Annotated in this window: 14 protein-coding genes, 1 tRNA gene and 2 pseudogenes; 6 read left to right on the top strand and 11 right to left on the bottom strand. The window is 52.1% G+C overall.

Translation table 11 applies throughout. From position 1 onward, the window contains the following. Window positions 1-6 precede the first annotated feature (6 nt). The 7 genes and pseudogenes from ET810_RS07935 to ET810_RS07905 all read right to left on the bottom strand — a co-directional run bounded on the left by ET810_RS07935 (window position 7) and on the right by ET810_RS07905 (window position 8,434). Window positions 7-1,488 carry a methylmalonyl-CoA carboxytransferase subunit 5S gene (locus ET810_RS07935; RefSeq protein WP_013910997.1) on the bottom strand — a complete coding sequence of 494 codons (1,482 nt, stop codon included), beginning with the start codon at window positions 1,486-1,488 and terminating at the stop codon, window positions 7-9. Between the two features lie 320 nt (window positions 1,489-1,808). Then, a pseudogene (locus ET810_RS07930) lies at window positions 1,809-3,232 on the bottom strand (amino acid permease). Between the two features lie 421 nt (window positions 3,233-3,653). Next, window positions 3,654-3,872, bottom strand: coding sequence for a hypothetical protein (locus tag ET810_RS07925; protein ID WP_225870253.1), 219 nt, complete (start codon window positions 3,870-3,872; stop codon window positions 3,654-3,656). 546 nt (window positions 3,873-4,418) lie between these two features. Continuing rightward, window positions 4,419-5,864, bottom strand: a pseudogene (locus tag ET810_RS13200) (DUF5979 domain-containing protein); the annotation flags it as partial. Beyond that, window positions 5,777-6,211 carry a DUF5979 domain-containing protein gene (locus ET810_RS07915; protein WP_241656040.1) on the bottom strand — a complete coding sequence of 145 codons (435 nt, stop codon included), beginning with the start codon at window positions 6,209-6,211 and terminating at the stop codon, window positions 5,777-5,779. The gene ET810_RS07915 and the pseudogene ET810_RS13200, both read right to left, overlap by 88 nt. Before the next feature lie 92 nt (window positions 6,212-6,303). Beyond that, window positions 6,304-7,032, bottom strand: coding sequence for a DUF5979 domain-containing protein (locus ET810_RS12685; RefSeq protein WP_219588553.1), 729 nt, complete (start codon window positions 7,030-7,032; stop codon window positions 6,304-6,306). Then, on the bottom strand, window positions 7,010-8,434 hold the full coding sequence (locus ET810_RS07905; protein ID WP_241656039.1) for an Ig-like domain-containing protein: 1,425 nt from the start codon (window positions 8,432-8,434) through the stop codon (window positions 7,010-7,012). Before ET810_RS07905 ends, ET810_RS12685 begins: the two co-directional genes overlap by 23 nt. 693 nt (window positions 8,435-9,127) lie before the next feature. On the opposite strand from ET810_RS07905, the gene ET810_RS07900 reads away from it, so the two are divergent. The 4 genes from ET810_RS07900 to ET810_RS07885 all read left to right on the top strand — a co-directional run bounded on the left by ET810_RS07900 (window position 9,128) and on the right by ET810_RS07885 (window position 16,434). Beyond that, window positions 9,128-13,132, top strand: a complete 4,005-nt coding sequence (locus tag ET810_RS07900) for a Pls/PosA family non-ribosomal peptide synthetase (RefSeq protein WP_134316245.1) — start codon at window positions 9,128-9,130, stop codon at window positions 13,130-13,132. Window positions 13,133-13,165: 33 nt separating this feature from the next. Next, complete coding sequence (locus ET810_RS07895) at window positions 13,166-14,533, top strand: heparan-alpha-glucosaminide N-acetyltransferase domain-containing protein (protein ID WP_134316244.1); 1,368 nt, start codon at window positions 13,166-13,168, stop codon at window positions 14,531-14,533. Window positions 14,534-14,550: 17 nt separating this feature from the next. Further along, a complete protein-coding gene (locus tag ET810_RS07890) occupies window positions 14,551-15,393 on the top strand; it encodes a hypothetical protein (RefSeq protein ID WP_225870254.1) in 843 nt (280 codons plus the stop codon). A gap of 528 nt (window positions 15,394-15,921) precedes the next feature. Then, window positions 15,922-16,434: a hypothetical protein gene (locus tag ET810_RS07885; protein WP_087453531.1), complete on the top strand. Its 513-nt coding sequence runs from the start codon at window positions 15,922-15,924 to the stop codon at window positions 16,432-16,434. Between the two features lie 307 nt (window positions 16,435-16,741). Here the strand turns inward: ET810_RS07885 and ET810_RS07880 are convergent, their stop codons facing one another. From ET810_RS07880 to ET810_RS07870, 3 genes are all read right to left on the bottom strand, one after another. After that, complete coding sequence (locus ET810_RS07880; RefSeq protein ID WP_014525451.1) at window positions 16,742-17,113, bottom strand: PH domain-containing protein; 372 nt, start codon at window positions 17,111-17,113, stop codon at window positions 16,742-16,744. A gap of 293 nt (window positions 17,114-17,406) precedes the next feature. Beyond that, window positions 17,407-17,480 (bottom strand) — tRNA-Met (locus tag ET810_RS07875). Between the two features lie 126 nt (window positions 17,481-17,606). After that, a complete protein-coding gene (locus tag ET810_RS07870) occupies window positions 17,607-20,573 on the bottom strand; it encodes a UPF0182 family protein (protein WP_087453530.1) in 2,967 nt (988 codons plus the stop codon). A gap of 141 nt (window positions 20,574-20,714) precedes the next feature. Between ET810_RS07870 and ET810_RS07865 the strand changes: the two genes are divergently transcribed. Further along, a complete protein-coding gene (locus tag ET810_RS07865) occupies window positions 20,715-21,218 on the top strand; it encodes a PPA1309 family protein (protein ID WP_087453529.1) in 504 nt (167 codons plus the stop codon). Window positions 21,219-21,262: 44 nt separating this feature from the next. Next, window positions 21,263-21,931, top strand: coding sequence for a hypothetical protein (locus tag ET810_RS07860; RefSeq protein WP_087453528.1), 669 nt, complete (start codon window positions 21,263-21,265; stop codon window positions 21,929-21,931). Between the two features lie 10 nt (window positions 21,932-21,941). On the opposite strand, the gene ET810_RS07855 is transcribed toward ET810_RS07860, so the two are convergent. Beyond that, window positions 21,942-22,997, bottom strand: a complete 1,056-nt coding sequence (locus tag ET810_RS07855; RefSeq protein ID WP_134316243.1) for a YlbL family protein — start codon at window positions 22,995-22,997, stop codon at window positions 21,942-21,944. Window positions 22,998-23,069 lie beyond the last annotated feature (72 nt).

Genomic DNA, 23,069 nt, shown 5'->3' with positions numbered 1-23,069 from the left:
TCTCCTTTACTCGGCGGGCTCGACCTTGACGGTCTGGCTGCGACCGCCCACGGTGACCTTGTAGGTAATCGGTTCGAGAACGGCCTCATTCTCGCGGGTCTTGATCTTTGATGGGTCCTTACCCACATTCTTTGGCCCTTCGGGGCGGTTCTTAAAGAACCCTGGAGCAACGCCTGGGAACAGAGCATTGGTAAGCACGTCTTCGTCTGTGCCATCGCAGCCTTCAAGCTTGTTAGCTTCTTCCACGAGGTGATCCCACTCTGGTTCAAGGAGATCAGCCGGACGCTCAGTAATGGCTTCCTTCTTGGTCTGAGCCTTTGCCTGTTCAACGATCTCAGGGTTACGCTCACCAATGCATTCGCCGTAGTAGCCAAGCATGAGGTCCGCAAACTCTGCAGTCATGACCTTGTAGCGTCCCATAAGGACGTTGAAGACAGCCTGGGTTCCCACGATCTGGGAAGACGGCGTGACCAACGGCGGATATCCGGCATCCTTACGGACGATTGGGACTTCACGCATCACTTCATCAATACGATCTCCGGCGCCTTGGGCGGTGAGCTGGCTTTCCATGTTAGAAAGCATGCCGCCAGGAATCTGGGAGAGGAAGATGTTAGTATCCACCAGCGTCTTGGACTCAAATTCCTTGTACTTCGGGCGAATTGCCTTGAAGTGATCGCGCACGTTGATCAGGCGATCCATGTCTAGGTCGGTGGTGTAGTCAGTGCCCTCAAGCATCTCTACGAGGGACTCGGTGGGGTTGTGGCCTGGGCCGAGGGAGAGCGAAGAAATGGCGGTATCCACGACGTCTGCGCCGGCTTCAATGGCCTTCATCAAGGTCACGAGTGTGACACCGGTTGTGGAGTGGCAGTGGACGTTAATCTGAGTCTCTTCGCCATAGGTTTCTTTAATCGCTCGGATAACGTCGTACGCCGGCTGAGGCTTCAAAAGCGCTGCCATGTCCTTCAGCGCGATGGAATCTGCCCCCATGTCTAGAAGCCGACCTGCAAGCTCAACATAGCCTTCGACAGTGTGCAGTGGTGAAACGGTGTAGCAGATGGTTCCCTGAGCGTGCCCATCGACCTTCTTCACCGCACGCATAGCGTGTTCTAGGTTGCGTGGGTCATTGAGGGCGTCAAAGACACGGAATACATCCATGCCGTTTTCCTTTGACTTCTCAACAAACTTGTCCACCACCAGGTCTTCATAGTGGCGGTATCCCAGAAGGTTCTGCCCACGGAGCAGCATCTGGAGCTTGGAATTTGGCATTAATTTACGGAAAGTGCGAAGTCTCTCCCAGGGATCCTCGTTAAGGAATCTGATGCACGCATCAAACGTTGCACCACCCCAGCACTCGACGCTCCAGAATCCTGCTTTATCTATGTCCTCGCATGCGTCGACCATGTCCTCCATGGCCATACGAGTTGCAAACAAACTCTGATGCGCATCGCGTAAAGCGACCTCAGTCACTCCAATTTTTCTTGGGCTCATAGTTCACAATCTATGCGGATTTGAGCTCGGTTGCACGGCAGATTCGCACGGAATAGATCACAAAACCAACAAAACCCAAATAAAAAACAGAAGGATTCCGTTGTTATCTCAGGTAAAACGGCTTTTTGCGCTCGAGAATGTCCGATCAAATATCCCGAAAATCACCTGTGAAGTTTTTCACTAAATTGAAAAAATCATAAACTTGTCACAATATTTCACTGAAGTGACTATGCTTATACAGATTGGGTCGCACAGCAGCATGGTGCTCCCGCGCGACCCGGTGGGCGTCGACAAGCTTAAACTTCTACGACGCTCTCTCGTCATGCCGCAATTTCCTGTGCATGCTCCGCGCGGCGCTTTTCTACCTGGCCGCGGGTCGCATACCACCCCACTATAAACAGCGGGACCATGCACACAGATGCTACAACAGTGAGGAATCCATCCCAGGAACCAGCAGCAATCAAGATAACAATCAACGCCAAGAAGCCCAAGGTTATCCAGTTGGTCACGGGAGCCCACGGCATCCGGAAAGCAGGGCGCTCCTCCACCGTTTTAATCATCCGCATATGGCAGACGATGGTGAAGGCCCAGTTAATGACCACGCAGATTGCCGTCATATTGAGGGCGATATCAAATGCCTTGCCCGGCACAAGGTAATTGATGACCACACCCACTAGTACCACTGCAGAGTTCAACGCGATGCCGCCAAAAGGCACGCCTCGCTTATTAAAGGCACCCAGCACTTCCGGAGCTGTTCCAGCGCGCGCCATGGTGCGCATAGTACGACCAGTGGAGTACAGACCAGCATTTAATGAAGACAAAGCCGCAGTAATAACGACCAGATTCATAATCGTGCCAGCAGAAGGAACGCCTATCGAGTCAAAGAAGGTCACAAATGGCGAGACGCCTGCAGAATATGCGGTATACGGGAGCACCAAAGCCAGCAGCATGACCGAGCCACAGTAGAACACAATGATGCGCCAAATAACGCTGTTTACAGCCTTAGGCATCTCTTTCTCAGCGTCCTTGGTCTCCCCTGCCGCAGTACCAATCAGCTCAATGCCAAAGTAAGCAAAGACCACACCGCTGATAACCACGATCAAAGGCAAAAATCCCATGGGGAAGACTCCACCATGTTCCAGAATATTGGCAAAGCCCGCCGGCTGATCCACCACGATGCGACCCGTTGCCACAAAAAAGATTGCAACGGCCATGAACAAGCAGATCGCCGCAATTTTGATCATGGCGAACCAAAAACCAAAACTCCATCTCACCGAACACCCGAACAGAGATGAGATTAAGAAGCAAAAACAATAACCAACGCAGCTAACGCAAGCACCCATTGCGGGATATCCGAGAAAAGGTTCCAGAACTTCAGATAGATCGCGATATCCGTTGTATCCGCAATTCCGGTCAAAGCCCACATCATGAAGTAGACCCATCCCACTACAAATCCTGCTCGCTCCCCCATAAATTCGCGGGTCCACGACACCACAGCACCGGAAGAGGCGCGGTACAAAACAAGCTCACCGACGGCACGCAGAATAAAGAAAGCAAAAAAACCACAGATAAGATACGCCAAAACCAATGATGGCCCAGCAGTGGCCAAACGCCCCCCGGCCCCCATAAAGAGTCCCGTACCAATCGCGGAACCAAGCGCCATCATCTGGATATGACGTGAACTCAGTGTTGTTTTGTATCCCTCCTGATCCGCTGTAAGAAATGAGGAGTCTGTATGAGTCATAAAATCTGACCGACCTTTTCGGACCAAGCCCAGCACATTGTGCACTAAGCGATAAAGAGAAACTACACGGTGAAAGCTATCAAGTAATAGTTATCGGTAAAGCTTTTCGACGCCCTCACGCAACCCCGCACCACATTGCGCAGCTAAAGGCCACTTTCACCAAAACCCCATAGCAGCAACGCTGCAATGAAGATCACAATCGAACTAAAATTTTTATCGGCCCAATAAAAGCCAGTAAAGAAACCAAAATACGCCACTTTTTCGCAGTCTCACAATACGATCGCAGCAGAGCTTGCAGATGTCGCTCTTTGGCCTCCCGCGACGGCAAAACCCTTACGGCTCTTCCAGTTGGCGGTGAAAGAACCGTAAGGGTGTTGATGACAAGTAACGAAACAATAGCCAAAGCTACGAAAGTATGGTCTTAGCTACCCTTTTTCTGCTCAGCATAAAGAAGACGGCTAAGCGCCTTGGCAGCCTGACTCTCATAGGCCTCAGCATCCGCAATCTCCCCGCTCTTCCTCAGCTCGTGAGCGGCGTCCTTAGCCCAGTTGTAGTAGTTACAAAGGTCATGCTGACCATCACCAAAGGTTGTATGACACCACGCATGCGGGTGCCGTTCTGGCGAATGAGTACTTGCCACTTGCCTGTGCCGAAGTGATCGCCGCTGCTGCGCCTGCCAGCATGGTAGCGCCCGCAATAGTGAGGGTGATCTTACGAATCTTCAAGATAAAACTCTCCTTAGATAGAAGTGGAAATTAAAATGAATGCATCCGATCAGTGTACTTAGGAACTTAACACTTTTTCTAGCAAAACTAAAATAAAACTAAGAAAGACTCTGTAAAAACCTGAGTTTTTTGTCACCTTTTAGACCGTTCCTTTGAAACGTCATGGGTATTAAATTTTAAAAAAGGGGAATATCCACGCAGTTAGATCTATATTTTCGACACGCATTCCACCCGTTCACCATTTCGTACGAAATGGGGGTCATTTAATTAAGTGTGAAATACCACAGTTCATTATTTTTATAGTTTTCTACCCAAAAATAGTTATTTTTTGGCCACGTTTAACCCTGCTAATCGCTCTATATTTGAGCTTCTTTTCCCACAAGGTGACGCAGCATAAAATAACTGAAGCATGCCATTATGAGTGGCATGCTTCAGTTATTTCCGACTACTAGAAAGGTGGATTAATTTCCAGCCTCCTCGGTTCGTTCTTGTGACGTTATTGAGCTTCTCCGGTTACGGCGCACCAACAACAGCCCTATTCCGACTAGCAACACCGCAGCAAAAGCGATTCCCAACGTATTTGCGCCCGTCCTTGCCAACGAAGGCTTGTCACGCTTAGGAGCGGTCTTTTGCTCACGAGGTTTCTCGTTTGGAGGGTTCTTTATTATCGGCGCAACAGGCGTAATCACTGGCGGCTGCGGCGGCCCGACAATAAAAGGTATCAACGGGATGAGCGGTATCAATGGGAGAATCGAAAGGAAATTGGGTGATTCATAACCATTGACCACCGTTATCTGGTAGATCACGTTCGTACTAGAAATCTTGAACTTTCCATGCTCAGAGATAGTGTGCTTCCAACGCGTTCCACTGATCTTGGCATCTTGCTCCTCTATGCGACATTCGGCGCCCACAGGTAGGGCGTCGATAAGCTCGGAGCTTCCTTCACCTTTAATCTGCGTGGATGCTTTTCTTATTTCTTTGCCGTCCTTGGTACAGACGTAATTGAATGTAAACGTCTTATCGAGTGCTTTATCCCTAGCACCACCGATAATTTGTTTCTCGATGAGGAATGCGCCGGTCTCATGCTTATAGATGTTCTTCGCAGAGACCTGAACAATTTCTGACTGCTTTCCAATCGTGAAGCGTTGGTTCTTCCACTCAGTCACTAGCTCTGTTCCAGCAACCTTAGCGTCTTTTTCCGCCACTACACATGAAGTACCAACAGGGATCTCTTCAGAAACATCCACGGATCCCTTGCCATTTTTAACGGGTACTTTAACCTCACCGTTCACATTGCCGCATGTCCATGTGAAGTCAAACTCTTGCGGAGTCTTGATCCCCTCTTCCGCCGCGACGGTCTTCTCAATAGAGAATCCGCCCTTATATTGGGTGAAAGTGTTCTTTGCTTTCAGATTGACTGAGGGCTTATTGTGATCCGCAATCTTAAACCTTGCCTTGTTTCCCTCGGCTTCCACGCCTTCACCCGAAAGTTCAACCAACCAGTCGACGTTCGGGTAGACAGACTGAGTCTCCGTTACCTCACACTTGGAACCAACGAGTATGTCTTTAACAACAACGCTCTTTCCAGGAGTTGCGCTAATAGTGCCTTTAGCTTGCTGACCATTTGGTTGCTCACAAACATAGGTGAACTCGTACTGTTTCGATTTAAACGTACTCAGATCAGCAGCATCGCCGCCTACGGTCTTGAGGATTGAGAACCCGCCCTTTGAATACTCAAAAGTATTCTTGGCGTGGATATCAATAGTCTCGGATTCTTTAATGGTGAACTTTCCACCGTTAGGAAGCTTACCTACCCATGTCACACCGGCTGGGGCATCAACTTCCGATTCCGTAATAGTGCACTCCGTGTTAATAGGAATGTCGGTGGGACCATCAACGGTCTGGCCTTCCTTGACCTTGAGCGAGCCTGTTTTCTCGCCGCAGACATAATCGAACTTGTACTCAAGTCTTTTGCTAGCGAAGCCGCGGGGCCATCAACAAACTTGATGAGCTTAAAACCACCAACTTTCTGGGTGTACTTATTGATCAGGTCAACCTGAATGTTTACATTGTTGTCATTTGCCCCTGACCACGTGAAACCAGAAATTTCCGTACTGTTGGTGTGCTCTTCTATGTGACATGAAGTTTCTTCTGGGTATTCAGGAGAAACGAAAGGTTCCTTCACGGAAAACTCGAACTGAGTCCAGTCTTGAGTACCGCAGCGACACTGTCCCTTGAATTTACGATTCTGCACAGCCTCATCTGCAAGCAAAGCAGCTGGTCCCTCAAGCTTCTTGTTCACAGTGAATCGGCCTTTAGGAACCGGGGTGTACGTATTCGAGGCCACTACCTTTGCGGTGTGTTCCGCACCGATCTTGATCTTTCCGTCAGCAGGGGTAAGCGTATGAGTCCACTTTTGCCCTTTAACTCAGTACCTGTAGCTTCTTCCTTCACCGTGCATTCGGTACCCAGGGGATACTGCTTTTGTGATTCAAACGGCTTATTCTTAGAGACCTTTGCCGTAGCTTCAGCATCGTTACCACACGTGTATTTGAAGGTAAATTCACGGTCTTCTAGCTGCTTAACGACATCATCCGCACCCACCAGCTGCTTCTCAATCCGGAAAGTTCCTGCAGTCTTTTCGTACTGGTTAACAGCTTCAAAACCGACCGCTTTATCGCCCTCAGAGTCTGTGATAGTCACTTCTGCCGGAGTGACCATCGTCTTTAACGAGTACCCCTCGATCTGCGCGCTGTCAGATTGTTCAGTGACTTTGCACTTTGCGCCAACAGGAATCTGCTGTGAGACGGACGTCTTTTGACCATTGCCTTTTACCTGGATTTCTCCCTTAATTTCGGCCTGTCCAGCAGCTTCACATTGGTAGTTAAACGTGAACTCTTTGCCTTTCGCTTTTTCCTCATCCCAGCCAGAAACTTTCTTGGTGATAGTGAAAGTTCCAGTTTTAGGAGTTGCATCATAGTTGTTAATTGCGATGAGGTCGATGGATTTCTCTTCCGGAGAGCGCGCTTCAAATTCAGCTTTGTCTGCGAGTTTACCATCTATTTCCCATGTCAAGCGTGGCTTCGGTGCTGCATCTTCTGGGGGAAACTTCCGTTACCTCACAGCGCATACCTTTTTCGATGTCTTTGACGTGGACAAAATCTCCGTTTGCAGGAACATCCGTCGTTCCGCTTTTTGTAATGGTCCCACTCGTACACCTATAGCTAAAGGTGAAAGAGGGCGGAGTTTGAACGCTTTCGCTTGCTTTAACAAGCTTGCGGATAGCGAATCCACCGAATTTTCCTGAACCGCTCCCCTCAGCACCAGGAATTTGTACTTCGCCAACATACGGTTTTCCATTGATATAAACAGTATTTTGCTGTCTACTAAATGGGATTGGAGGCACTTCTGTGTATGTATAAAAGCTCACAGCTGGACCAGACTGGGGTGAAATTCCATAAGGAAAAGTAACTATCAACTTTTCCGGAGTGCAAAATACTTCAAAATTGTATCCCCGTAATCCAGAGGTAGGCTGGTTCACTCCGTTGTACTGTCCTTGCCCATATCTCCCATATGCATCGTAAATAGCCCCCGGATATCGTTGACCTCTGTAGTAACTAAAGAGATCAACAACATCATAGCCACCATTATATTTCGAATCGCAGGCGAATTTATGCCCGGCCGGTGCAGTATCTTCTATCCGGAACCCGCCATCTGTGGTCTCAGTTCCTTTAGTATCGCTACCAATATAAGCTGCCCAGTGAGTTATATATACAAAGGTTCCATCAACGATGGTCTTTCCTATGTAGCTTCCGACTTTACTGGACTCGTGAGTACTACCAGCCGGGCCGTCTGCTGGATATTTCCCATCAAGGTCTCCTGTGCCGCATCCCCTAAATTGAAGCTTGCCGTCACGAGAACTATCGTAACCGTTCTGGATGTTTATGCTGCTACGATCCCATTCAAGCGAGATCTTGGCTTCACCCGAAACTTCATAATGGCGAGAAACATACTCGGACAATACAATGTTAAGAGTTTTTCCTGACCATGTTGCTACAGCCACTTCCTGATTTTGTGGATCATAGAGTTTGAACGAATGCTGAGTTCCAGAAGCAGGTTTAAGTTCTTTTGGAAGCGTAAAGCTAATAGTTTCGCCCGGCTGAGCACTATCAGGAATCGACCATGTGAACTCAGCTGTAGCAAACGTACTTGCGTTATCGTAACTGCCATTCTTTACACCATTGCCATCAACCCACTTCAGGTTTTCCCAAGTCCCTGCGCACTCATCATTCTGTGCATGAGCAGTTGGTGTTTCAGCTACAACGCTTACAACAGAAAACACCAGGGCAACAATTGCAGCTACACATATCCCCTGTGATATGTGTGCAGCTTTTATTAAACGCTTCAAAAGTGCTCGCCAGCTACGCGAGGCTTCCTTACACATTCTTATTCTCATTTCGCTAAAAAACCAGGTCACTAGCAATAAGCTGAGATCTTTCTCAATTTATTTTCTAAAATGACAAACAAGTAACTTTAACTTGACTGTGTGAAAGTATTCAAAAACTGGCCCTGAAACTTATTTATTTAAAAGTTCTAATATTTTCGCGCAGGGTTATTGATCCCCATAAGCCAAAAGCGCCCCTAACCCCTTAGCTCAAGCGCGGGTTCCTTTCAGAAAACGGCGACCCGAAAATAATCCCCCACACTGAATCTATAGCCCCAGAAATAATTCATTAGTGCCCCAAACCAACACCACCGCTTTCCTCACGGAAATTGCAAGAATCCGACAGAGCCGGATGCCCGCCGTACCTGAAATACGAGTATCCCTTTCAAAGTCGCAACGGCACTTTTCGCAGGACCCCCGCAAATGTGTCCAAACTCACATTATAGAATCTCGCAAAGCTCATATGTCCCAATAAATAAAAGTCCCTGCACAGCCCACATAAATAAGAAATTAATTATAGCAACCAATAAAAAGACCCAATTTTTACTAATTTGCACCTAAGCTGAAGATGTTATTAGATTGAGACCCGATCATTCTTATCACCCCATTGAGCACCAGTAATCATGCAAAGCATACAGATTACAACTGGGGTGAAAACGCACTGACATAAGGGTCTCCATAACGTTTTTGGAGGCATTCTCACACTATTTGAAAGGAACTCTTTCGGTGGGAAATCCATCCCCATCCGACGACCGCACCTACGCAATCTACGGCGTCGAGACAGTCCCCGAACCACGCACACTCGTTGACGTTTTCCGTGAGACTGTAACCAGCTATCCCCATGCCACAGCTCTCGTCGGCACAAACGAATCTCTGACTTATAGCCAGCTAGAGGGACGTGTCAACAATCAAGTAGAGCGCTTGGCTAAGCTCGGAGTCGGCCACGGAGCGCGTATCGGTATTCGGGTGCCCTCAGGTACCACCGATCTGTACATAGCGATCCTCGCGACGCTCTGTGCGGGGGCAGCGTATGTGCCTGTTGATTGGGATGACCCGGACTCTCGTGCAAACACAGTCTGGGAAGAAGCCAACGTCACCGCAGTCTATGGAGCGGAGCTTTCCCTCGATCTCCGAGGCAACGATCTTGCACCGGTCGAACCTTGCGAGCCAACGGTCGCAAGCGATGCATGGATCATCTTCACCTCCGGTTCCACCGGCAAACCCAAAGGCGTGGCAGTGAGCCACCGCTCTGCAGCAGCGCTTGTCGACGCAGAAGCACGCATGTACTTAGTCAACGACCCACTTGGTCCTCAAGATCGCGTCATGGCCGGTCTCTCCGTAGCTTTCGACGCTTCTTGTGAAGAAATGTGGCTGGCCTGGCGTTACGGAGCCGCCCTAGTTCCTGCGCCTCGCGATATTGTCCGTTCTGCGGATGCGCTCGGCGAATGGATTACAAAAAACAAAATCTCCGCCGTCTCCACGGTACCGACCCTCGCTTCGTTCTGGCCTACCGAATCTTTGGCCGCAGTGCGCCTATTGATCTTTGGTGGAGAGGCTCTTCCCGTAGAGCTTGTCAACCGACTCGCAGCCCCAGGGCGCGAGCTATGGAACACCTACGGTCCAACAGAAGCAACCATCATCTGCTCAGGCCATCTCATGGAACCAATGACGGATAAGGAACCCGTCCGAATCGGCCGACCAGTTCCCGGCTGGGAGTTAGCCATCGTAGATCCAGAAACCGGTGAACCCGTGCGTTGGGGAGAAACTGGCGAACTTCTTGTAACAGGTGTTGGCCTGGGGCGATACCTCGACCAAGAAAAAGATGCAGAGGCCTACGCACCTCTAGAGTCTTTAGGCTGGGAACGCGCCTACCGAACCGGCGACCTTGTTGTGGCAGATCAGGAGGGAATCATCTTCGCTGGCCGTGCCGACGATCAAATCAAATTCGGTGGTCGTCGCATGGAGCTCGGTGAAATCGATCGAGCCCTTGCATCCGTGCCTGGAGTGGCGGCTGCAGCAGCTGCTAAGCAAACAACGACAGCGGGGTCAGATGTGATTGTTGGCTATGTTGTCCCCGAAGAAGACAACGGCAAGCCCGGCACTATCGATCTGCACAAAGCCCGCACCCATCTGTCCACTGTTCTACCTGGTGGAATCGCACCCACGTTGTGCATTGTCGACGAGCTCCCCATGAAGACCTCCGGCAAAGTTGATCGCAAAGCTCTTCCTTGGCCGTTACCGGATTCCCGCGACTCTGTTGAAGCACTGCCTCAACACCTGCGTTGGCTTGCCGATAAATGGATCGATCAGCTTGGTCCTGTTCCAATCGAAGCGGACTCCAGCTTCTTCGACCTTGGCGGTTCATCCGTTGCTATCGCAAAATTAGCCATCGCGTTAAGGGAATCCCATCCCGCGCTGGATATCGGAGCCCTATACGATAATCCCACCTTATCCACTATGGCTGCCTATGTAGATACGCTCTATAACGACACCGAACAGCGACCGTTACCCCAGAAAATCCCGTGGTGGTCCGGTATCGTCCAGTTCCTGGTCGTCTGCAGTATCTACACCGTCAACGTTGCTCGTTATGTCGTCGGAACGATTTTCGTTGTCTGGGCACTCGGATTCTTCTTCTCTGCAGCATGGGTACCCACCGTTCCGTTCTGGCCGGTTTTCATCGGTATGATCGTGATCTTTTCCACTCCCGGAAAAATTCTGCAGGCTGCGCTTGTGGCTCGCGTCGCTACTTTCCGTATCCGGCCTGGCGACTATCCTCGTGGCGGGTGGACTCACCTGCGAATCTGGTCGGCCGAACGCTTCTTGGCCTATCTGCGTCTAGAACCACTCCTCGATACTCCATCAGCTCCGCTCTTGTTCCGTCTCTTTGGCTGCACAGTAGGTAAAGGAACCACGCTGGCAACGTTCCCGCCAGTCACCGGACTGGCAACAATCGGCGAGGGTTCAGTTTTAGAAAACGAAGTCGATATCAACGGACACTGGATCGATGGCGACACCTTTTATCTCAGGCCTATCACTATCGGTGACCGGGTGCGCGTTGGTATGCGAACATTCGTTTCCCCGGGATCAACTATTGGCGACGACGTAGAAATCATCCCTGGATCCTGCGTCACCGGAGCAGTCGTCGAAGGCCGGTGCTACAGCGGAAATCCGCTCAGCGACAATGGGCCAAGCAGAACCAGTTGGCCGAGCCAAACACCCAAGGAAGCTATCACCGACGGCATGGTCACCGGGTTGGGATTCTTCTCCCACCATCTGCTGTATATCCTCGGATTGTCATTGTTGAACGTACTGCCTGTTCTCGCAGTGCTACCGGCGACCTTCCTCATCTTGCCCACGGTAATCAATAACTTCCAGTACCAAGAGGTCTTCCTGATCTTGGCGGCATGGACGCCAGTTTTCGCGATTCTCACCATCGTTTGTTGGCTAGCGTTGGTCATCATCTTGGTTCGTCTGTGTTCACTGTTAATCCGGCCAGGTTATTTCCCGATTCACTCCAGCACTGGCTGGGCTCTGTGGATGACGCACACTCTGCTACAGAAAACGCTCACTTCCACGTATTTCGTGTATGCCGGTTGGCTCACCCCTGCTTTCCTTAGGCTTTTAGGAGCTCGCGTTGGCAAGGACACTGAGATCTCTACAGTCGAGACGATTCCGCACTTGACGGCCATCGGCGACCGTTGCTTCCTTGCAGATCATTCCATGTGTACATCGGCACGCTATAACAACGGCTGGGTCCACGTCGGTACGACTGTCCTTGGCGATGGTTCATTCGTGGGCAATTCCGGGATCGTCGGTCCTGACCACGATCTCCCCGCTGAGTCTTTGGTTGCAGTCCTTTCTTCGACCCCCGAACGCCCTGGCAAAGGCACATCATGGCTTGGCAGGTCGACGAGACAAATCCCGCGCGCGCATATCGACGCCGACGTCGCACGCACCTTTAATCCATCTACCCGTCTCAAAGTAGCCCGGGCGTTCGTCGAATTATTCCGGCTGCTGCCGGTCATCGTCACTGCTTATCTGGATCTTCTCATCGTCTGGCTAGGCACACTGGCATACATGTCGGGCGGACGTGGGTGGGGAGGAATCCAAGCAGTTGTGCTTTGGGCTTTCCCCATCGTTCTCGGAGCCGGGATTATCGCCAGTGTTGTACCAATCGTGTTGAAATGGCTGCTCATAGGTCGTTTTACCGCAGGACATCGAACGCTGTTTTCCACCTTTGTTTGGCGCGGCGAGCTGATCGATAATATCGCTGAGCTTCTAGCTGTGCCTTCGCTAATCAGAATGTCGCTCGGCTCGCCACTCTATAACTGGTGGCTGCGCCTCATGGGTACACGCATTGGCCGCGACGTATGGTGCGAAACCTGGTGGCTTCCGGAATTCGATCTGATCACCCTTTCAGATAGGTCCACGGTTAACCGAGGCACTGTCCTTCAGACCCATTTGTTCCATGACCGCGTTATGGCTCTGGAGACAGTATCTCTGGGTACAGGTGCCACGCTTGGCCCCAACAGCTTCATTCTTCCTGGCTCGTCGATCGGCGATCGCGCCACCATCGGCCCGGGATCTTTGATCTTGCGCCAAGATGCCATTCCCAATGACAGCGTCTGGTCGGGAAACCCTGTTTCCTACGTCGAGGACCCCAAAACTATCACCGATTTTGATAACACCACTCCACGCACTCTCCCTAAAGAAGCCGTTCTCACCAGCTAGTGGATTGATTTCACCACATCCAAGGAATCGACAATGACATCACAGATCTCTACGCAGCCTCAAACATCGGATGCTGCAACCAGGCCACAACCAGGCCCAGCACGTGTCCGCCCCATCTGGGATGGCGAAGCCGAGGTAGTACCTCAGCCGTATAGCCCGCCACCAGAACCAGAGATTCGACCATCACGATGGAACAAAGAACTTGCCTTTGGTCCGTCGGCCGATCCACGTCGAATCACTGGTATCGATGCAGCCCGTGGATTCGCTTTAGTAGGAATGATCGCAATCCATGTGCTGCCGGCCTACAACAAATACACCGACCAGCCTACCTTGATCTGGCAGTTATTCGGTGGGCATTCTTCTGCTTTGTTTGCGCTACTCGCAGGAGTGACTATCGCACTTCTTACCGGTGGAAATATGCCCCACGTTGGTAGGGTGATTCAACGTGATCGGGTGTCGCTAGCGGTCCGCGCAGTTATCGTCTTTGTCCTGGGGCTAGCCCTCGACGAACTCAATCTGCCTGTATCCAACATTTTGCCTTACTACGGTCTGCTGTTTCTGTTGGCTGTCGGGCTTGTTTCCCTGCGGATTCGTACTCTGCTCATCCTCGCAGCGGGGTTCATCGTGGCCGGTCCCCTAGCGATTTTCGCGGTCAATTCCTGGGGCGGATATACCACCACGCTTAATCCCAGTTTCTCTTCATTGATCAGCCTGCCTGTTGACACCATCATCACGCTGTTTGTCGGTGGAACCTACCCGGTAGTCACCTGGATGGCGTACATCTGTGTGGGTATAGCTCTGGGGCGTATGAATCTGCAGTGGTTAATTACCCAAACTAGGCTCATCGCGCTCGGTGCGGTTGCCGCTATCACGGGGTTCCTTAGCTCGACTTTCCTTATTGATTACGCAGGTGGGTTCACCCAGCTGTACTACCACACCGATAATTACGATGTAGAGGATATTCTCCGGGTTATCGACTTCGGCCCGGAGATTCATATCCCCACGGATACATGGTGGTGGCTGGCAATTAATGGTCCCCACGTCAACACACCATTCTCTTTGCTTACATCTCTCGGGGCAGCGACCCTGGCGCTTGGTTCTTTCCTAGTAATCACCCGGATGCTTAAGAACCTCTTCATTCCGCTGATTTCCACCGGAGCAATGACGCTGACGCTGTATATCTCTCACATGCTCCTGATGGCGGCGCTCAAAGAATCTACTGAGGCGCTACCCACGCTGTGGTTCATTCTTCATGTCCTAGGCGCGTTGCTCTTTGGCACGGCATGGCAGCTTGCTAGAGGCCGCGGGCCTCTAGAGGAGATCGTGTCAAAAATCTCCAAACGGGTGAGCAAGATTCTCATCCCGGTTCGTCCCAAAACCGTCAGTGCTGCAGAAAACTAACTGAGAAAGAGAACAACATGTCAAAGTCTCACTGGGCTAGAACACACCGCTCGTTCGGAGCATCAGCTCTTAAGCTCTCTGCTGTCGCCACGCTTACCATGCTGATCGCAGCATGCGGAGCAGACGAGCGAGCCGGATTCCATCCCCATCCGTCCAACAAAGATAAGCCAAAGTTGGAGAAAAAGGTCACCGCCCACAGCCATAACGATATGGTAAGCAAGAAGGACCTTCCAGAACCTAACAAGGCAAACACTGAGCAGCCTTCCGAAGAGCTTTCTGAGCAAACGGTATTGCTCTACCCCAACGGTAAAGAAGTCAAAATGACTCCTTTGGGGGCCAAACTCAAATTCGGTGAACCCGCACATGTAGTCACTGAAGACACCGAAGGCCGCTATCTTGTCTGGGCTGTCACTGCTCACGACGGCGTTCGCCTACCATCAGAGCGGGTCAGCCTCCTCAACGCCAGTGAGACCGACGAGGTTTCACATTTCATGTGCTATGCCTACGACGTTGAATTCCTAGGAGCAATCCCCAAAGGTTCCGACGATCCTCTCGCACTCTCCGGGCTTGCCGACGCCGAGCACACGGCCGTCACCGCCCCTACCCTGATGCCAGCAACTGGATCGGGTGACAATGCCCTCCATCTCAACGGTGGTGCAGACAACGCTTGCGGCATCCCCGCGTCCAACCGCATACCGACATCGGAGTCACAGCTGAAGGTCAACCATGTCTATGCACGCGGAAGCATCGGAGTATTCCCTAAAAATCAAGACTCGGAGGACAACAAGCAAGCGCAGTCTGTCCGCTTTGACTGGGATCAGTCTGGCGAGAAATCTCGTGAATCGCTCTATTGGAGTTGATTGTCCCCGTGAACTGTCCCTCGGCCGCCGCTCCCGTCGGACAGTATGGAGACCAGGACATCGGCTTAGTGGTCCACCATCGTTACGGACGTCTGATGAGACACCTGGCTCGGATGAATACACTGCCGGTGAATACGAGTAGGACCGAGTCCTGACGCCCCTGCATGTACTCGCGCACGGTCGACTCTCGAAACACTCAGATTGTGGGATGCCTGTCGTTCTCCACCATGGTCTCTCCTATTGGTGGTTCAAGACGCTAATGCCTGTGTCTGTTATATTTCAGTATCAAACCTGCTAGCGTCATGGTCATCTGAGGGTAGAAAATCGCCTGAAATCGTTGAGGGGGAAGGCCGACCTCGTGACGATGAGTCGTCATTCCGTGCTAACTTGTTCATACCCGAAGCGGCAGTATCACTGCAGAGAGTGTGAGGATCAGATGGATCAGATCGATGCCACCGAGCCGCTGGTATTCCCCAACAATTCTGCAGGCACGGAGGGCTTCCGAGCCCTCCGGAGCGGTGACCTTACATGGTCGCTCTGCTACTAACGGTCGCCGCCATCCAGGGCCTCGTCATCGTGGCCGATGCGACTGGCGCTGACTCTGCAGGCTTCGTCATCACGGTAACTCTCATGGGGTTTGGCCTTGCTCTCTTCGTCGGCGAATCACTGGAGCGCCATATCCCATGCTCCCAGTGGGATCGTATTTCCCTCTCTCGTGAGTCCAGTCATCGATGGGGAGTGGACCTATTCAACGCCGTCCTCTCATGGATCGGGTGGAACAGACTCATCGTCGCCATGCGGGGAGATCGAGCATCCGGGACAGGTAAAGACTGGGACTCACGGCCTATGAGGGCAGCGGCAGCAGGTCATGCGTGGGCGTTCCTACTTCATACCGCCACTGCGTTCTGGGCAGGTGTGGCCAGAGGGTGGATGCTCCCTATAATTCTCTTGGTGGTCGGGGTCGTCGGCCACCTTTATCCGGTCCTACTGCAGATTCGTATACTGACCAGATTGAGAGAAGTGCAGGGCCGTCATCAGTAGCCCTCCATTGAATGAAGACGCCGGAGGCACTGGGCTGGATCAAACGTCCACAATGGCGTGTTCGTCGATTCGCGTGAGGCAAACCTGAGGGGAAGCTGTACTGGCACGTTCTCATTCCCAACAGGCGATTCATGTAACTACGCGATGTATTCTTCTCACACCACCTGCCCACATTGCTCAGGGCGCGGAATCAGTGTTGTGGGAGCAGCGGGTCGTTTTAACCCGAGGTGCTCGCAAGAAAGGGCGATTGGGGCTGCAAGGTACCGAGACAGTATCCCGTGATCCGGGGTCATCGTGAGCTCCAAAGTTAATTGGAGGCGAGCAAACACGTCGCTATGAGATGGTCAAGGCGCCGCACGTCAATCTTTTTATCAAGCTTAATTTTGAGATTTCCAGCTCTTGTCCATAGTTCAACCTCCGCGTTGAAGTCGAAGCGCCCCGCGTCCTCAGTCGACCACATCATGATCGAGGAATACGGGATCGAATAGATTTCCACTTTCTTGCCGGTAATTCCCTGAGCATCGCGAACGATCAGACGTTTGGACGTGAAAATCGCCGAGTCTCGCAGAGTTTTGTACGCCGCATAGGCCTGTTCCCCTTGTACAAGAACTCCGACAACGTCCTCGGGAATTGGGATTTCTTCGAAGAAGATCCACTCTGTGATCTTAGAAGTTTCCATAACAAGCCCCTTCACCTTTTATAACAACTGATAGCCCCATCATGTTCTCATGTGGTTGGTGCTCAAAGATGCAGACACGCTATGGCTGATGTCTATGCTGAAGCGAGGCTCACCTTTGAAGAGGAAACGGATTCATCGTACACTATCGCCGGCGTTAGCCGTGAGAAAAGTAGCTATTAGATTAGGCTAGCGACTCAGTACGGGATAGTTCTTTTGCGGGTCCACTTAGTCCAGACATTGGGCAAAAGAAAAACCTCCTGTTCTTTATTTCTAAAGAACAGGAGGGATACTAGTAGCGGGGGCAGGATTTGAACCTACGACCTCTGGGTTATGAGCCCAGCGAGCTACCGAGCTGCTCCACCCCGCGACGATTGCTTTAGAACAAGCTGTCCTGTGCAACGAGGAGTAACTATACATAGAACTGACCAAACAGGCAAATCCCCAGTACAGCGGCCATATAACCGAGTACTGGGGATCTTGTTAACTTCCCGGACTATCCGCCTGTGGTGTGGCGATAATCCTGGACAGCTTTATCCAACTGGTCGAGAGCACGACCGTACTCCTCATTGGACTTGCCCTTAGCGGCCTCCAGGCCCTTAAGTGCATCATTGATCTTCTGGATCGCATCTCCTGTTGCGCCGGCGCCAGAGGCGGGCGCTGATGGCTTAGGCGATTCCTTCTGATTCGATTGATCCTTGTTGGCGTCGTCCGCCTTTGGCACCTTGCCTAGGTTCCGAGCCTCGCCAAGATCCTGCGCAGCTTTGGGGTCAATTCCTACCTGCGATAGTGCCTCAGAAATGGTTGGGGCGTAGCCGACCTTTCCTTGGTAAGAAACAAGCACACGGAGGAGCTTGGGGAACGCCGAGGCTTGGTCTTTACGCTGGGAGTACAAAGGCTCCACGTAGAGGATCTCGCCGTCACCGACCGGAAGCGTCAGGAGGTTGCCGTTGAAGAGATCATTTGTATCCCGCCACAGTGTGCGGTCAGAGGCGATCTGATCTGAAGACATCATCGTGTCCTGAGCCTGCTTGGGGCCTTGGGTCAGGGTATCCGTGGGCAGGACGCGCACGGTGATCTTGCCGTAGTTGTCAGGGTCTGAGCTCACAGACATGTGTGCAGCTAGATACTCACGCTGAAGACCACGGAACGGGGTAATCAGCTGGAAGCTTGGCTTCTTGGTGTGCGGGTCTGCGGCCACCACGTAATACGGAGGCTGCGCTATGTTCTGCTGACCTTCGGACGCAGAAGGATCACTTGGCACTGACCAGAAGCGGTCGTTGGTAAAGAAGTCGCGAGCGTCATCGACGTGATAGCGAGCCAGCATCTTACGCTGCACCTTGAAGATGTCCTCCGGGTAGCGCAGGTGGTTCATCAGGGCTTCGGAGATCTCCGACTTTGGTTTCACGGAGTCTGGGAATACTCCTTTCCATGCCTTGAGCACGGGATCTTGCTCATCGAATTCGTAGAGATCCACGCTGCCGTCGTAAGCATCTACGACGGCTTTCACAGAGTTCCTGATGTATCCCACGTTGTCGGTGACAAGGCGTTGTGCGCTGTTGCCAACCTGTGCGGTGGTATCGGTGGTCGCCTCTGACATAGAGGTTCGCTCCGAATACGGCAGAGAGGAAAGCGTGGTGTATCCGTCCACGATCCACTTGATGCGTCCGTCGATTACTGCAGGATATGTCGCGGAGTCCGTCGTCAGCCACGGGGCCACGTTATGTACGCGCTCGCGGGGATCACGGTTGAAGAGGAGCTTCGAGTTTTTATTAACGCGATCCGACAGAACGAGGTTGAGTTCCTGGTAGCGGACAGCAAATGCCAAGCGGTTAAAGAGATTACCGATGTTAACTCCACCTTCACCCTTATACGTGTAGGTAGAAGAGTCGGTGTCATATTCCACAGGGTTGCCCTGGTCAGAACCCACCACTGCGTAATCTGCGCCGTCGCGAGCAGACGCGATCACCGGCCCGTAGTACGTGCGAGGTTCTTTGACCACAATGCCGAGTTCTTTTGCTTCAGCATCTGTAGACTGCAAATCTGACACTGTGTACACAGGATAGCCACCACGTGCGGATCCAACGTCGCGAGCTACCTCGTCCACCTGGTTAGCCTGGGCCGCAACGATGCCGTTTCCGTGGGTGTACACCGTGTGCCGGTTGATCCAGTCCTTCTGGTTTTCTTGAAGCGCATTCGGATCAAGTTCCCTGGCTGCGACAACAAAGTCGCGTAGTTCCCCGTCGATAACGTAGCGGTCCATCGCAAGTGACTTAGGGAAGCCATAGAAGTTTCGCAACTGCTGCTGCTGGGTAAAAGTCGGGGAAATAATCTCTGGATCCAGCAGTCGGATGTTGCTCACTGTCGCGGAATCCGACGCTACCTTCTCCGAGTTAGGTCCTTGGACACCCCAGTTATTCAAGTAACTTACCTGGTCATCAGTGATGCCATAGGCAAATCGAGTCGCCTGAATATTGCGGGAGATATATTCCGACTCTTTCTCCGCGCGGTTCGGGGACACGGAAAAACGCTCCACCATGAGCGGCCAGATACTTCCGATAGAAACCGCACTGACCACCATGAGAACGGTGGCCGCAGCCGGGATTCGGAGATCTTTAAGCACAACAACCAAAAAGAAGCAGAGCGCTACCACTGCAGCAATAACCAGCAGCACGATCTTGGCAGGGAGAACGGCGTTGATGTCCGTGTAGCTACCGCCGGTAAAGGTCTCATGGCGGTTATTGAGCAAGTCATAACGGTCCAACCAGTAAGAGGCCACCTTGAGAAGCATCCACAACCCTGCGGTCACGGAAAGCTGAACGCGAGCATAGGAGGAAATGTTTCCTCGGATCCCAGCCGCTTGGTTACCTACTCGGATGCTCCCCAGAAGGTAATGTCCAATCAAAGAGAGAAGGAACGCTACTGCAATAAGGATCGATAGTGTGCCCAATCCCAGACGCAGCGCCGGAAGCATGAAGGCGTAGAAGCCATAGTCCATTCCGAACTGGGGATCCGACACACCAAAACTTTGGCGGTTAAGGAACAGCTGAACAGTTTGCCAGCTCTGTTGCCCCAGGAAGCCTGCAACAAGAGCAATGACTATAGGAATAATGGTCAAGAAGCGTTTAACACTGCGTTCGACCACCGCGCGATACTGCGGGATGGGTCCCTCTAGGTCAAGAACATCGAGTTCGTCGGGGCGCCCACGGTAAGTGAGCCATCCGGCAATCCATGTAATGATTCCCGCAAACAGCGCAAACACCACGAACAGCACAATTCGAGTCAGTATGACCTTGTTAAACACCCCCCTAAAATTAACTTCACCAAACCACAGCCAATTGGTATACAGACCAATTGCTGTGGGGACCAGCGCACCCAAAATCACCAGAAGGACCACAATCCGGGTGAACAACTTAGGTGGACGACCGATCGAGGGGGACGGAGGCGTAAGGCCGTTCGCCAACTCGAACTCCTTTATTTCATTCTTTGTAGGGACACATTCGCGGAAATCAACGGGGATCCCATGCAAAAGTTTTCTACGATGGACAAGGTAATGTCCTAGTCTACGGCAGTTTCTTCACAGGTGAATGTAAAGGATTTTTTAATGAGCACTCCTGACTACCCCATCCAAGCGTTAAATAAGGCAATGCTTGAGGCAGTCGACTTCATTCACGCCGAAGGATGGGACGCCTCACCTACGCTATTTGCTCTGGTCCCAGCGGAATTAGTGGGTTCAGCAATCCCAGAAGACGACGACTCTCCCCTCGCCCTCGTGGTCCAAGACAATCTCCCGGAACATATACAACCGGGTTCAGAAGAACTTGGAGATTATATCTCCCGCATATCTTGGCCAAGCCAAGTGATAGGCGCTGTTTTGGCTCAAGAGATCATGTTTAGAGATTCCTCTGATCCCACCGCAGGCCCCCGCCCGGCGCGCCTTTTCTCCGGCGTTCTCCAGGGCGATCATGAGTTGACCCTTTTGCAGATGCGCCCCTTGGAAGAAGAGTTGGAAGCGCGCGGTCCTTTCGCCGCCGATGAGATCGAGCTTAGAGGCGGGCCGGGGGTCGCACCTGGCGTTATCGCCGCTCTTCGCATGACATTGGATTAGAATCGAGTTGTTTCCGCCCGACTTATGCCTCAGGAGCTGATTCTGTGCTTTCCTCCACTCTTCTCCGCATGCCGCTGAGTATTCGTGCTTTTCGACGCCCAGCATGTGCCCTCGCGCTGTGCGGTCTTCTAGGGGTGACGGCGTGTGGCAGCGATCAGGAGGCTCCGGCTCCTGGGGCATCAGAAGCGTCCTCGCAGTCTGCGACAGAGACTACGAGGACTGCTCTGCCTAGTGAGCACGAGACCAGCGGGGTGGCGTCGACAAGCTCGGAAAAGGCCAATAAGAATCCCAATCTGAAGAAGGCCCGCAAGCAATTTGGTGCACTAGCGCCTAAGGAGTTTTTTGATCAGTTTGACTCTTGCGATGCAAACGGGGTTCAAAATTCGATGGCTTGTTCTGGGGAAAAAATTGGCCAATTCCAATTTTTTAAGTCCGATTCCAAAGCCGCATCGACAACACAGCTGCTCACGGAGCTTAGGAGCTCACGGGTGGTAGAAGATACCGGGCGTCGCGTTGTGGGCTGGTCTACGCTGGGTAGCACCGCAGTTATCACGGTGGTAGACAACAATGAGGGCCTGGTTATGCAGCAAATGGTCTCTACCGATGACAAGGACCCAGCGGAACAGATCTATGCGCTGGGCTTAGCGCAGCGCCCTCAGACAGAGAGCTCCACTATGGAGACTCCGGCCGCTACAGAGCCTGCGAAAAGCTAAGCCCTAGCTGCTACTTTTTACACGCCGTGTACTCGCCGCCGGTATTATAGGCGTCCATTTGCTTGATGGCATCATCCAGAGAATCAACGCTCAAGACGGTCATGCCGTCGTGATCTCTGCTTACGGCCTCCGAGCAGTTCTTGGCAGGAGCAAGGAATAGCTCTGCGCCAGCATCTTTAGCCGCTTGAACTTTATGCGCGATTCCGCCGATAGGGCCCACGGTGCCGTCGTCGTCGATGGTTCCAGTACCGGCCACAAACTTTCCGCCGTTGAGATCACCCCCACTGAGTTTATCCACCACGGCCAGGGAAAACATGAGTCCAGCCGAGGGGCCACCAATGTCTTTAAGGTGATAATCGACCGTGATTCCGCCAGCAGGTTTAGCCGCCATGCTCACCCCTAAGAACGGAATTATGGAGTCACTGGGATTCTTGCCCAGTTTCCCCGTGGCATCGTGTTTTTGTCCGTCGCGTTGATACGTGATGGTGACGCTATCGTCGACCTTTTTCTTCCGAACCGTCTCGCGGACTTGTTTGGGGCCACCAACAGCCGTGCCGTCGATGGCTACTATCACGTCGCCTTCTTGAAGAATCCCATGCGCCGCAGACTCCTCGACGATCCCCGCGACCTCCGTTTCCACCGGGCGACCTAGATGATTCATCGCAGCGATGGTCGCAGAGGCTTCCGAGGATGAGAAAGCAATCTGGTTTTCTTGATTAACCTGATCCGGAGTTTTGTTCTTGGGATAGATGCGTTCCAAAGGAATAAGCGTGTCATCCGTGAAGAGCCATCGGCTAAGCGCCTGAGCCAGGGTCATCCCGCTGCGGATAGATACCGTTGTCATGTTGAGGTTGCCGCGAGTCTTATCAACGTCTGCACCACCAATCTCCACAACATCTTGCCCATCGATCTGCCCGAGCGTGTTGAACGTAGGACCTGGGCCTTCCGCCGCATATGGCACGGTTAAATCAATATCAGTCCCGGGAACGTGATCGATGGTGACAAGAGTTCCCAAGACGACGATGGGAAGGGCTCCCAGTGTAAGAGTGCTTAGACGACGTTTCACGAGTCCTTAGGGTACATGTTCGCTCACAGCGTTGCCTCCAACATGGCACAAATAGCACAAGAATCGGTACGG

It is taken from the genome of Corynebacterium silvaticum, assembly GCF_004382825.2.
Taxonomy (GTDB): Bacteria; Actinomycetota; Actinomycetes; order Mycobacteriales; family Mycobacteriaceae; genus Corynebacterium; species Corynebacterium silvaticum.
The sequence above is the reverse complement of the archived record's forward strand: the minus strand, read 5'-3'. Positions and strand labels throughout refer to the sequence as shown.

Bases quoted from the DNA above. Each gene is read 5' to 3' on its own strand.
- ET810_RS07935 (WP_013910997.1), bottom strand. From the start codon at position 1,488: ATGAGCCCAAGAAAAATTGGAGTGACTGAGGTCGCTTTACGCGATGCG.
- ET810_RS07895 (WP_134316244.1), top strand. From the start codon at position 13,166: ATGACATCACAGATCTCTACGCAGCCTCAAACATCGGATGCTGCAACC.
- ET810_RS07890 (WP_225870254.1), top strand. From the start codon at position 14,551: ATGTCAAAGTCTCACTGGGCTAGAACACACCGCTCGTTCGGAGCATCA.
- ET810_RS07885 (WP_087453531.1), top strand. From the start codon at position 15,922: ATGGTCGCTCTGCTACTAACGGTCGCCGCCATCCAGGGCCTCGTCATC.
- ET810_RS07880 (WP_014525451.1), bottom strand. From the start codon at position 17,113: ATGGAAACTTCTAAGATCACAGAGTGGATCTTCTTCGAAGAAATCCCA.
- ET810_RS07865 (WP_087453529.1), top strand. From the start codon at position 20,715: ATGAGCACTCCTGACTACCCCATCCAAGCGTTAAATAAGGCAATGCTT.